Annotated in this window: 13 protein-coding genes; 7 read left to right on the forward strand and 6 right to left on the reverse strand. The window is 46.4% G+C overall.

Features of this window, described 5'->3' with window-relative positions; genetic code table 11:
• The first annotated feature begins 257 nt into the window (after positions 1–257).
• From accA to RIC07_RS16990, 5 genes are all read left to right on the forward strand, one after another.
• Complete coding sequence (gene accA, locus RIC07_RS16970) at positions 258–1,235, forward strand: acetyl-CoA carboxylase carboxyl transferase subunit alpha (RefSeq protein WP_446379691.1); 978 nt, start codon at positions 258–260, stop codon at positions 1,233–1,235.
• Positions 1,236–1,842: 607 nt separating this feature from the next.
• The gene (locus RIC07_RS16975; RefSeq protein WP_446395560.1) at positions 1,843–2,568 is read left to right on the forward strand and encodes an SDR family oxidoreductase; all 726 of its coding nucleotides are present in this window, start codon (positions 1,843–1,845) and stop codon (positions 2,566–2,568) included.
• A 58-nt stretch (positions 2,569–2,626) separates the two neighbouring features.
• Positions 2,627–3,343 carry a GTP cyclohydrolase I FolE gene (gene folE, locus RIC07_RS16980; RefSeq protein ID WP_446395561.1) on the forward strand — a complete coding sequence of 239 codons (717 nt, stop codon included), beginning with the start codon at positions 2,627–2,629 and terminating at the stop codon, positions 3,341–3,343.
• A gap of 193 nt (positions 3,344–3,536) precedes the next feature.
• Positions 3,537–4,682 carry a pyridoxal phosphate-dependent aminotransferase gene (locus RIC07_RS16985; RefSeq protein WP_446395571.1) on the forward strand — a complete coding sequence of 382 codons (1,146 nt, stop codon included), beginning with the start codon at positions 3,537–3,539 and terminating at the stop codon, positions 4,680–4,682.
• 147 nt (positions 4,683–4,829) lie between these two features.
• The gene (locus RIC07_RS16990) at positions 4,830–5,147 is read left to right on the forward strand and encodes a slr1957 family protein (protein WP_446395562.1); all 318 of its coding nucleotides are present in this window, start codon (positions 4,830–4,832) and stop codon (positions 5,145–5,147) included.
• Between the two features lie 39 nt (positions 5,148–5,186).
• Here the strand turns inward: RIC07_RS16990 and RIC07_RS16995 are convergent, their stop codons facing one another.
• The 5 genes from RIC07_RS16995 to RIC07_RS17015 form a co-directional block, all read right to left on the reverse strand.
• Positions 5,187–5,678, reverse strand: a complete 492-nt coding sequence (locus tag RIC07_RS16995) for an orange carotenoid protein N-terminal domain-containing protein (protein ID WP_446395563.1) — start codon at positions 5,676–5,678, stop codon at positions 5,187–5,189.
• Between the two features lie 369 nt (positions 5,679–6,047).
• Positions 6,048–7,088, reverse strand: coding sequence for a DMT family transporter (locus tag RIC07_RS17000; RefSeq protein WP_446395564.1), 1,041 nt, complete (start codon positions 7,086–7,088; stop codon positions 6,048–6,050).
• The gene (locus RIC07_RS17005) at positions 7,072–7,245 is read right to left on the reverse strand and encodes a hypothetical protein (RefSeq protein ID WP_446395565.1); all 174 of its coding nucleotides are present in this window, start codon (positions 7,243–7,245) and stop codon (positions 7,072–7,074) included. The genes RIC07_RS17000 and RIC07_RS17005 overlap by 17 nt, the downstream gene beginning before the upstream one ends.
• A gap of 134 nt (positions 7,246–7,379) precedes the next feature.
• Complete coding sequence (locus RIC07_RS17010) at positions 7,380–7,766, reverse strand: hypothetical protein (protein ID WP_446395566.1); 387 nt, start codon at positions 7,764–7,766, stop codon at positions 7,380–7,382.
• Positions 7,767–7,841: 75 nt separating this feature from the next.
• Positions 7,842–8,123 (reverse strand): DUF1830 domain-containing protein, encoded by a 282-nt coding sequence (locus RIC07_RS17015; protein WP_446395567.1) that lies wholly within the window; start codon positions 8,121–8,123, stop codon positions 7,842–7,844.
• A 250-nt stretch (positions 8,124–8,373) separates the two neighbouring features.
• Here RIC07_RS17015 and RIC07_RS17020 point away from each other — a divergent pair, with 250 nt between their 5' ends.
• Both RIC07_RS17020 and RIC07_RS17025 read left to right on the forward strand, forming a co-directional pair.
• Positions 8,374–9,639 (forward strand): PAS domain-containing protein, encoded by a 1,266-nt coding sequence (locus RIC07_RS17020; protein ID WP_446395568.1) that lies wholly within the window; start codon positions 8,374–8,376, stop codon positions 9,637–9,639.
• A 174-nt stretch (positions 9,640–9,813) separates the two neighbouring features.
• On the forward strand, positions 9,814–11,349 hold the full coding sequence (locus RIC07_RS17025; RefSeq protein WP_446395569.1) for a sensor histidine kinase: 1,536 nt from the start codon (positions 9,814–9,816) through the stop codon (positions 11,347–11,349).
• 58 nt (positions 11,350–11,407) lie between these two features.
• Here the strand turns inward: RIC07_RS17025 and RIC07_RS17030 are convergent, their stop codons facing one another.
• Positions 11,408–11,797: a PEP-CTERM sorting domain-containing protein gene (locus RIC07_RS17030; protein WP_446395570.1), complete on the reverse strand. Its 390-nt coding sequence runs from the start codon at positions 11,795–11,797 to the stop codon at positions 11,408–11,410.
• Positions 11,798–12,218: the final 421 nt, after the last annotated feature.

The following is a 12,218-nucleotide window of genomic DNA, read 5'->3' on the forward strand; positions in this document are numbered from 1 at the left end:
CCCAAAAGGTGTGAACACAGGAACTTATGTTGCTCCACTTTGCCCATACAGCAACGGCAGAGGTGAGATCTATCCGACAACTGGCAAAAAACGGATTGGCATCAAACTAGAATATGTAGAAAAACCACTTCATCGTAAGGACGGATAGATCTATGCGTGTATTGTACCCAAAGTTGAAGAATTGTCTAGTTGTTTCCAGAAATGTGCAAACAGCTTCTAACTCCTGCTGAACGTTTAAGGGATAAAACGACTGACCCATGACCACTGCAAACCGGATTTTTCTGCTGGACTTTGAGAAGCCCCTGTATGAATTAGAGACCCGAATTAACCAAATTCGCGAACTCGCCCAGGAAAACAATGTTGATGTCTCTGACCAAATTCGCCAGTTAGAAGCACGGGCGGTACAACTACGTCAAGAAATTTTTAGTAGTTTATCGCCAGCCCAACGGCTTCAGTTAGCCCGTCATCCCCGGCGTCCGAGTACGCTGGATTATATTCAGGCGATTAGTGATGAATGGATGGAGTTACACGGCGATCGCGGCGGCTATGATGATCCAGCATTAGTCGGTGGGATTGGGCGCTTAGGGGGACGTCCGGTGGTGATGTTAGGGCATCAAAAGGGACGGGATACCAAAGATAATGTGGCGCGGAACTTTGGCATGGCGTCGCCCGGTGGTTACCGTAAGGCGATGCGGCTGATGGACCATGCGAATCGCTTCGGGATGCCGATTTTAACGTTTATTGATACGCCGGGGGCTTGGGCTGGTGTTGATGCGGAAAAATTAGGTCAAGGGGAAGCGATCGCCTATAATCTTCGGGAAATGTTTCGCCTGGATGTGCCGATTATCTGTACGGTGATTGGCGAAGGCGGATCGGGTGGTGCTTTGGGGATTGGCGTAGGCGATCGCATTCTCATGCTGGAACAAGCGGTTTATACGGTTGCTACTCCCGAAGCCTGTGCCGCGATTCTCTGGAAAGATGCGGCAAAAGCCCCCCAAGCCGCCACTGCGCTGCGGATAACCGCCTGGGATCTCAAAGATTTAGGAATTTTGGATCAATTAGTGCCTGAACCCTTAGGCAGCGCTCATTCTGACCCCTTAACTGCTGCCGCAACCCTTAAAGCTGCCCTCCTGCAAAATCTGGAAGATTTATCTCGGTTGAGTCCCAAGGAACGTCGGGAGTTACGCTATCAGAAGTTTCGCCATATTGGGGTTTTTACTGAGCTAAATGCCTGAAGACGGTTTGAGCGCTACAATAATTAAGGGGAATTTGGCATCCAACTTAAGTAAGAAGGATAAGGGCTGAATTATCCTTCCGACTTCTGCCCTTTTGTCAATGGAACCCAGATAGTCGTATAATTAGATCTGTAACAATTCTTCACAACTTAGCGTCAGGACGTTAATCCATCGACAAGTCAACCCTAGTTTGATCCAAATCTAAACCTAGCCATTCGGGATTAACCGTCAAACTTTCTGGTTTAGTGTCTGTGGGACAAAGAAACTCGGAGAACGTTTGTTGTGTTCGATATTGTCTATCGGCGGCTGTCGTTGAATCAAATACTTAGATTACAATCATTAGCCGCTTACCATAGCGGTTGGCGATCGCATGAGGTATACCATTGTCTTCCCTAGTCACCCTTCCATCGGGGATAAATGTTCAGTCAAACAGAGGAAAACTGGTGTATCCAGGTTTTTTAGTGAGAATGTAGCCGCAAGAAATGATTCGCTGTCACTTAATTCAATTGTTTGTCGGCGGACTCTTTGTTCCCGTTAGATCCAGTTAGATCCATAATCCATATAAGTTAACTGGGGAACCCTTACCGCATCCAAGTTGGAAAATTTTATGACATCTTCGGTTAAAAAACGTGCCTTGATTACTGGCGCAAGTAGTGGTATTGGCAAAGCTACGGCTTTAGCCTTTGCCAAAGCCGGAATTGATCTGGCATTAGTCAGTCGTTCCCAGGACAAATTAGAGGCAGTAGCCACCGCCGCCCGAGAAGCTGGCGTCAATGCTCAATCCTATCACCTGGATCTGAGTCAACTCGATCAGGTCAAAACCAAGATCGAAGCGATCGCGGTTGAATTTGCCTCCCTGGATATTTTGGTCAACAATGCGGGTATGGGCTATACCGGTACGTTGACGGAAACCCCCTTAGCGGATTGGCAGCAGGTAATGGATCTCAATCTTACCAGCGTATGGCAATGCATTCTTGGTGTTTTACCCACCATGCGTCAGCAGCAACACGGCACAATTATTAACGTGGCATCCATTGCGGGTCAACAACCCTTTCCCGGTTGGGGTGCTTATAGCGTCAGCAAAGCCGGGTTGATTGCCCTATCCAAAACCCTAGCGGCTGAAGAACGCGACAATGGTATTCGGGTGGTGACGGTATGTCCAGGGGCAGTGAATACGCCAATCTGGGATACAGACACCGTAAAAGCCGACTTGAATCGGTCAGCCATGTTAACCCCCGAAATTGTTGCCCAATCTCTTTTGCACGTCGCCTTAATCCCCCAAGCGGCTGTTATCGATTCCCTGACTCTCATGCCCAGTGCCGGAACTCTCTAGAACGACACTATCCAACTCTCCCATCCAACCTTGTCAAGATTATCAATACTACCCAATTATGACTATTGCTTCCTCCAATGGTTTGAATCGCTCTGACTCTATGACACCTGTGACTCCTAACCCGTCCACCCCTCAAGTAGAAACCCGACCCGATCGCAATACCCAGAATGGTCAGCAACCCCAGCTACGGCTTCCTGGAGAAGCCTCAACCGAAGACATGATGGACGCCGTGCGGACGCTACTTTTAGGCGTTGGCGAAGATCCCGAACGTGAGGGATTACTGAAAACCCCAAAACGAGTCGCGGAAGCCATGCAGTTTTTGACCGGTGGCTACAATCAGTCCCTGGAAGAATTAGTAAATGGGGCGATTTTTGATGAAGGTCACAACGAAATGGTGTTAGTGCGGGATATTAATTTCTTTAGCCTGTGTGAACACCACATGCTGCCATTTATGGGACGGGCGCACGTTGCTTATATTCCTAATGAGAAAGTTGTGGGACTAAGTAAGTTAGCGCGTGTTGTGGAAATGTATGCACGGCGGCTACAAGTTCAGGAACGCCTAACCCGCCAGATTGCCGAAGCCATTCAAACTATTTTAGAACCCCAGGGAGTGGCTGTAGTCATGGAAGCCACTCACATGTGTATGGTGATGCGGGGGGTACAAAAACCCGGTTCCTGGACAGTAACCAGCGCCATGGTGGGTGTGTTCCAAGAGGAACAGAAAACTCGTGAAGAGTTTCTCAATTTGATTCGCCATCAACCCAGTTTTATGTAGTTCCGGGTGGATGGTTGATCTTCATATAAATGATCCGAATCCCGTAGGGGCGCACTGACATCATTGGTGTCAACTTAAGAGGAAACGCAAGCAATAGCTTGACTCTACCCCACCCTAACCCTCCCCTTATCAAGGGGAGGGAACATTTCCGCCCAAGTCTATGTATTCAACCAAACATGATAGAACGTCTCGCATGGAAGCGGTACAGTCACCTGTGATTCCCATCGTTGGTGAACTGATTCGCCGTCATCCCGGTACAATTTCCTTGGGACAGGGTGTCGTGTATTACCCGCCGCCACCAGAAGCGATCGCACGATTGCCGGAATTTCTGGCTGATCCCAATAACCACAAGTACAAGGCAGTTCAGGGAATTGCACCGTTATTATCTGTGATTGCCGCCAAACTGCACACAGATAACGGGATTACCCTTAACCAGCACAACTGTATCGTCGTCACCGCAGGCGCAAACATGGCGTTTATGAATGCCATTCTCGCCATTACCTCTCCCGGAGACGAGATTATTATTCAAACGCCTTACTATTTCAACCACGAAATGGCAATTACCATGGCGAGTTGTCATCCGGTACTTGTGGCAACGGATGAGAATTATCAACTGCGTCCCCAGGCGATCGCGAAAGCCATCACAGAGAAAACCAAAGCCGTGGTGACGATTTCACCGAATAATCCTACCGGGGCGGTTTACTCTAAAGCCGCGTTACAGGCGGTAAATGAACTCTGTCGGGAACGGGGAATTTATCACATTAGTGATGAAGCGTATGAGTATTTTACCTATAACGGCGTCAAACACGTTTCCCCGGCGGCGTTTCCCCAAAGTGACTCCCATACAATTTCCCTGTATTCCCTGTCGAAAACCTATGGATTTGCCAGTTGGCGCATCGGCTATATGGTAATTCCCCAGCATCTGCTGGCGGCGGTAAAGAAAATTCAGGACACGATTCTGATTTGCCCCCCGGTTGTCTCCCAGTATGTCGCCTTAGCCGCCTTACAGATGGGATTGAGTTATACCCAACCCCACATTCAGGCGATCGCGACGGTGCGACAGTTGATATTAGAGGCGTTACAGCGATTGGATGGGTTGTGTGCGATCGCACCCGCCGACGGCGCGTTTTACTTTTGGCTTAAAATAAATACCTCAATCAACCCAGTCGAGTTAGTCGAACGCTTGATTCGTGATCATCGCGTCGCCGTGTTACCCGGTACAACCTTTGGCATGGAAGAGGGCTGTTATTTGCGAATTGCTTATGGGGCGCTACAAAAAGAAACAGTCGCCGAGGGTATTGAACGCTTAGTGCAAGGATTACAAACGATTTTGTCCTGAGACACCCTTATTGACAAACAACAAAGGACATAGGACCAATGACCAATGACGAATTAGGTATTTATTCCTCTTTTAGTCTCGAAAAAGATTTGCTAATGTTATTGAGGCTGTAAAGCAGACTAATTTAACACATTTTAACAAAATCCGATGAAACATTACTGTGAAGCTTGGTTAAACGAATGGTGCTACGAGAACGGCTGGACAGACTTATATATTGAGCGCAATAACTATTGGGCGTTCCCACCGGGCGCTGTAATTCCAGAACCGTTGCCGATAGACGCCTTGAAATGGATTAAAGCGGAAAAAGGCTGGAGTGGCGAAGAAAAATGGTGGTCAATTGGGGCAATGTTGGTTACTGTTGTTGCCGCTATTTTGACTGTTTATTTGCAGTCGCCTATGCCTTTGGGTGTAGCCTTTGCCTTTGCTGCTGTCACAGTTGGGCTATTAGAGGTTGAACTTGAATAGATTCTTATTGAAACTTTACAATACCCAACCGCCAAATTCCTAAGCGGCTAAAGCGGCAACACCCATCTGGTCAATGATCTCGTTGAATAGGGAAATTTGCTCATTCAGGTCTAATAACGCGATCGTTCTCAACAGAGTTGTAGCTGAGGATGAAAGCGGATAAGCGATCGCCACTGGACTCACTTCACCTGTGGACATCCAATCAAATAGCTGAGTCCAAAACGCCAGTTTTGTTTTCAGCGTGAATAGTCCGTATTGACGACTGATGGGGCTATCTGTCTCCTGTAATAAGTCCTGCATCGCCGCTAACTGTTCAGTAGCAGGCATTTGCTTGATCCGATGCAGCAACCCTTGGGTCAAAAATAGCCGTGCCGCACCCGCAGGTGTTGGCGCTAGAGAACAACCTAGGTTTTGGTACATTCCCCATAGCAGCCCTAACTGATCCTCAACAGACAGGCGCTGGAAGTCGCTAAACGCCTGGTTAACGGCTGGCTTTAGTTCAAGAGTTGCGGTGGGCAGTTGGTTAGTCATGAACATCATGCACGAATTAGGGCAGCAATGAGTTAACAATTGTTCAAAGTAATTATTCTAATTGTAATAAAACTTAAACGGCAACTCTACGTCAATTGGGATTTAGCCGAGGTATTACGACTTGACAAAGGTTCAGAGATAGCCGTAAAACCGCTGTAGTAGCGGCAGAGAGGGCTGGAGAGAACATTTCCCAGGTAAAGATTTGAATTCCTGATTATTCCTATAGCCTAAATGTAAGATGGATGGTACGCTCCTTAAGCTGGGTTCGTAGTAGGCACGAAGCGTGCCAGAAGCGCTAAAGCGCTGACTACAAACTCTCAAGTCAGTGCCATTCAAGTTAAGTCAGTGCCATTCATCATAAGATGCGTCTCAAACTCCTTTAAAGCCCACCTCTGTATCCGCTTCCTTATCTGAATTCCCAGGTGGCAGCGTAACTGTTTCAGCCATTTTGCGAAACACGCCAATCTGATTGAGGACAATACCGCCAATAATCACCGCCCCACCGATATATTGCGCCATCGTAGGCACTTCCCCCAGAATAAAATAAGCCGCTAAAATTCCAGCAATGGGGCTAAAGGAACTCGCTAAGGAAACATCGGCTGCACCCGTTGCCTTTAACCCCATAAACCAACAGAGTTGACCCCCGACGACAATCACCATGCCGTAAATCAACATCCATTGCCACAGAAAGGGCGAAAACACATCCATAAAATGATTGGGTTCAAACAGCATCAAGACAACGACAAAGAACACTAACGTTGCCATTGCCATGCGATATATGCTGAAAATAGCCAAGGGAATCTGGCGTAACTTTACCTTACTAATAATCGTAGAGAAAGCTAACGCCACGGCACCGCCTGCGGCAAATAATTCACCAGTACCAATCTGAAATCTCCCCATGTTCATCATATCCGTGGCGGGAGTCTGAAGTAATACAGTCAGAGAAACGCCAATGAACGAAACCACCGCACCCGCTATCACCCACTTATTTACCCGTTCTCCCAGCAAGAGTATCGATAACGCCAGAATCAGGGGCGGTTCAATGCGCCCAATTAGCACCACATTATTGACCATTGTTAAGTCTAGTGCCATAAATGTTAAAGCCGGAGCCAATGCCCCGGACAGTATTGCCACCCCCGTCAATCCCAGCCAATCTGTCCACGAGAGACGTTTTAAGGATTCAACATTCCACTGCTTGCCATAGATTAAGATGAGGGCGATTAAGGCACAAAGATTTCCTGCAAACAGAACATTACAGAACGAGATGGGATTTCTGCCATCGATTAGATTTTGATCTCCCAAATTAGTTAACATCCGGATTACCGCATTGGCTGACGCGAAAATCACAATCGCAATCAACAGATAAGCGCGTCCGGGAATTCGATTGAATACATTAGCCGGGTTCGCCATTCGTCTGGACATCAGGTGAAGGGGGACTCCTGGATTGACTCAGCCAAAACCGACATGATTTGGCGTTGGCGACTATTGTATCATCCAACGTTTTCATCGCACTCTTACACTCCAGATCCCCGACTTCTTTGTCGAAATCCTGCTTACCTAAATGCATGGGATTCAGAAGTCCGGGATCTACCGGAACTACCCCCCTTATAACCCAGTCCGCGCAGGCGGACTTTGTTTGTGTAGCAGCGATTTCAATCGCCGTGGCAAAAGGAGATGATACTGTATCCTGATCTCAAAACCCTAATAGCCAAACCAACGATAGATTTTTTTGTTGGAAGTCATTGCTGCATTAGCCGAACAGTTATCTTCTGACGCCGGGGAATGTAACGTTTTCTTTCTCTGCGTTTCCAGTAGAGCAATAATAGTCTGATGAATCAGTTCTTCGACCATCATTCGCTCTTCTATGGAAGCGTAAAAGCGTCTAGGGTTTTTGGGGAGTTTTTCAGATTCGTACAGGATAGTATAAGATTGATCCGGAATTCGACTTAATACCTGATTTATGAGCTGGTTAAATAATTCTGCCTGAGCAAAAGCTTCTTGATAAGGAGTCTCTGGATAAGTTGCCAAGATATCTTTGACTTCTTGAATGACAAGGAGACAGGTTAGATTGATTATTTTCTGCGGCATGATGCTGATGTTCTTGTTTAGGAATAGTGTTTAGTGCGCCAAAAAAACAGAAAAAATGAAATGAATTCAAAAAAATCAATTTTCGAGTTTTACTAGCAATTTTTGACAATTAACTAGAGAAGAAACCGCTTCATTCACCATAATCTCTAAGTTAGATTCAGAGTCAGTTTCAAACAGAAAACGTTCACCTGGAAAAATAACCCGTTGCCAATTAGTATGGGATTGATTCACAAGCCGGATAACCTGAACCTGGCTGGTGTGATTAGTGTAACAGCAGAGATTTTGGTGATTATTAGATATACTTTGGCTGGGTTTAGAGACAAAAGTTGTTTGACGAGAAGTGGTTTGAGAATTCATATCTATCTGTAAATGAAGGGTGAGTGGCTATGAGTCAGAAGAGAGGTTGCTAATCCTAGCCGGATAGGGGTTGAGCTGGGATGAATGGAGATCCATCTGCCTACATCTTGCTTGTCGGTCGGGATAATGCTGAAACCTTTAACTTGACTGACATCTAGTAGCATATCAATTCCTGCTAGACTCTTACGTCTGTCTAAAGATGGGGACTTATATGAAGTTGCTTTGTTACGCTGAATACAGGCGTATTTGCATGGCAGAATCTATTAATCTTTCCAAAACACTGAATCACACACCTGAAAATCTATCTATGGGGGAATATTTACAGGGGAAAAGGAGTACCGGGACGTTTGACATGGACTTAAAACAGTTTATACAGCAGCTAGATGCATTACAAGGACGTTTAGAGCAGCTTTACCACTGTGTCAATACTTCAAACGGCAAATCCCACCTGTTACCGTCAGCCTTTAAAGAACTCGGTATGGCTTCAGAAGAACTGCAAGTAGCGATGGAGGAACTTCTAGCACAGGCGGAGGAATCGGCAGCGATGCACGTAAAATTAGCAGCCGAACGCCAGCGTTACCAACACCTATTCCAGTTTTTGCCCCATGCTTACCTAGAAACAGATACCAATGGGAAAATTATAGAAGCAAATCAAGCTGCTGCCAACCTAATGAATGTATCGCAGCGGTTTTTAGTGGGTAAACCCCTAGACATCTTCTTCCCGAAATCTGATCGCCGCAAGTTTCCGGCTAAACTCATCCAGATTCAGCAGCGTAACATACAACAAGAATGGATCGTTCAGATTCAGCCGCGTCAAGGTGAACCTCTAGAGGCGACTTTGACTGTAAGTCCCTACTGTGACTTAGACAATCAGCCGATCCGTTTGCACTGGATAGTACAGGATATTCGCGATCGCCAATCAATGCTGAGGGGGGATAATGGTAATGATAGTAACCTCTACCGGAATCGTCCCCGGTATATTTATCATAAAGGCGAGACAATTTCCCTCAAACCCCATACCATTTGGATCATCTTCCAAGGCGTGATCAAACTGAGTACAATAAGCGAAAGTTGCGATGAAATAATATTAGGATTAGTCGGAGAATCCATGCCCTTCGGTTCTAGCATGACATCTCTACCGATTTACGAAGCCACTGTTGTCTCGGAAACAGCGGAGTTAATTAGTATTTCCCGAACTGAAATTGCTGCTTCTCCTCAGCTATCCCAGACGCTTTTACCTTGCATAAATCAGCGGATACAGCAGACAGAATTTCTCCTATCTATTGCGGGTAAGCGACAAATAACTAACCGTTTAAACTGTTTCCTATCCTGGTTAAAAGAGAAATTTGGTCAACCGACACCAGAGGGGACTCGTTTAACTATTCGCCTGACGCATCAGGATTTTGCGAACGCCTGTTGCACCACTAGAGTCACGATTACTCGACTCTTCAATCAGTTACAGCAGCAAGGAACAATTACCTTTGACGCGCAGCGCCATTTGGTATTGAGAGATTGAATTGTCCATCTAGCTGACTTAAGCCCTCAACTAAAGTTGGGGCTAAAAGCTAAAACCCGTTGAAACGGGTTCAAAGAGCTATACCATTGAATAGGGCGCAAGTCTTTGCGCCCCTACGGTTTCCGGGCGTAAGCCTAATTCATCAAATTGGGTGTGCCACGCCACACTTATACAATGTTTCAAGCTACTCGTCGCCGTCTGGCACTTTGGTATACAACAGTTACGGCTGTCTTATTATTACTATTCGCGACAGGGGTTTATTTATATGTCCGCAGCACCTTAATTGAACGGGTAGACGATACCTTAAAGCATGTGGTGGAAGTTGTCGATCGCTCCCTAGTGATTCAGCCAACTGAGGGAACGGTTACTCCTTATCAAATTAACGTAGAAGCCAGTTTTCGCGATAATACCCAAGCCGTGGAGGATGACCACATTGACTTAGAATGGTTTAGTCCCACGGGTGAGTTGCTGTGGTCAACCCTATCAGAACCCCTGGATATTCCCCTGCATCCCCGACAAACAGCGGAAACTGTCCATCTATCCCCGGATCACCTGCTGCGTCAGTTCACCAAGCGAGTCGAACTGGGACGGTATGTTTTAGGCTATTTACGGGTGAGTCATCCCTGGTTTGAAGTCACCAAACCCATCCGCCAGTTAATCGTCGATTTAACGGTGGGAACAACCCTAATGATTCTCTCCACCGCCGCGATTGGTTGGTTACTCTCCGAACTCGCTATGAAACCCGTGCGCGACTCCTACCAACGGTTAAAACAGTTTACTGCTGATGCCTCCCATGAGTTAAGAAATCCCATCGCCACGATTCAAACTAACGTGCAAGTTGCGCTAGCTGATCCCGATATGGAACCGCAATGGCAACGCCATCAACTTAAAGTAGTAGAACGACTTACTCAGCGCTTGGGACGATTGGTGAATGATTTGCTCTTTTTGGCGCGGGTTGATAGTGGTATGGTACAACCCGAATGGCAACCTGTCCCCTTGGATGCGTTGCTGATGGAAGTGATTGAAGAACAACAGTTAATTGCTGATCAAAAGGGTATTTTTCTGTCGCTGCATTTGCCAGAAACCCCTGATTTTGATTTAAAATCTAACGATACGAAGGCTGAATTATCCGTTGATTCTACCGTTCGTAGTGAGCGCTTTAGCGCTTCCCAGCCCCCCCTACAACCCTTAGACGACGAGGTGTTTACCGTTCGTAGTGAGCGCTTTAGCGCTTCTGCGCCCCCCCTACAACTCTTAGATGATGACATGTTTACCCTTCTCGGCGACTGGAATCAGTTAGCGCGTTTATTCACCAATCTCGTCAGTAATGCAGTGCAATATACGCCACCCAAAACAGACAAAGACGAGGAAGGGTGGGTGCAGGTGAAACTAGAATTAGTCAAGCGTTCCACTAAAGGTGGACGACAAGGTTCTTCCTGGATTCAAGTTCAAGTCCGCGACAATGGTATTGGGATTCCTGAAACCGCATTACCGCTGATATTTGATCGCTTCTATCGCATCGATCCCGCCAGAACTAAAGATGCGGCGTCAGGTTCCGGATTAGGGTTAGCGATCGCTAAAGCCATTGTAGACAATCATCATGGTCAGATTCACATAGACAGCACACTGAATCAAGGCACTACAGTAACCGTTATTTTACCAATGAGTCAGCTTGATTCCCCCAAACGACTGTATGTCAGTGTTCCCTAATCTCAACCGTTAACTTTAATTGTGTCCACCCACTTAAACAGTTAGATTAATGGTGAAATTAACGTTTCGGCTGACTTTTTGTCTGCTTTTTATCATATTCTTTTTTCAGGACTGTCCCCAATCCCAGGGCTATAGCTGAACCCAAAAGGGTAAGCGGTTCAGGGACAGTCGCCACAATGGACTCTGCGGTCAAATCAAAATTTTCCTCTCCTCGAATTGCCAAGGAAATAGCATCAACCTGGGTCAAATCAATTGCTGCAACATTATCAAACTCATTGAACTTGAAGACAACAGAGGTAGGATTGAAACTAGGAGATAGAGTTCTGGTTAGACTGGCAGTACCGTTATTATCCATCACCGAAAGAGTTAAGATCGCTTCCAAATCAGCACTGAGTACATTAAAACGGAATAATTTATTGATTCCTCCTCCGGTTACGTCTAGACTCAAACCATTTTCATCCTCTCCATGCCAGGTAATCAGTGTCTCACTCTTAACGCCTGTATCATTGCTAATCGTCAGAATTCCAGGTTCAGTCGGTGAACCTAGTACGGCTACTTCCGCATTTAGTGAACTGGGGGAAGGATTTTCTAATATTGTTAATCGGATATCGCGTTTTCCCCTAACGATTGGATTAGCAGAGTGACATCCTCCTACACCAAATCAAAGATTATGGTGTAGGCTTCCTCAAATCACTTTGAAGATTTCCTGGTTACTCCCTTTCGGGGTTGCGCCACTTGCCTAGATTGGTTTTGGTTTTCACCAACCCCCGGTAGATCGGCTGCACAGGCAGTTTCCTTTCCCGCAAGTCCTGCGGTACTAATTTGCTCTATTCCTCGGTTTCTGATTACCTGACCACTGGCTACATCCC

This window comes from Coleofasciculus sp. E1-EBD-02 (genome assembly GCF_040218245.1).
Taxonomy (GTDB): domain Bacteria; phylum Cyanobacteriota; class Cyanobacteriia; order Cyanobacteriales; family Coleofasciculaceae; genus Coleofasciculus.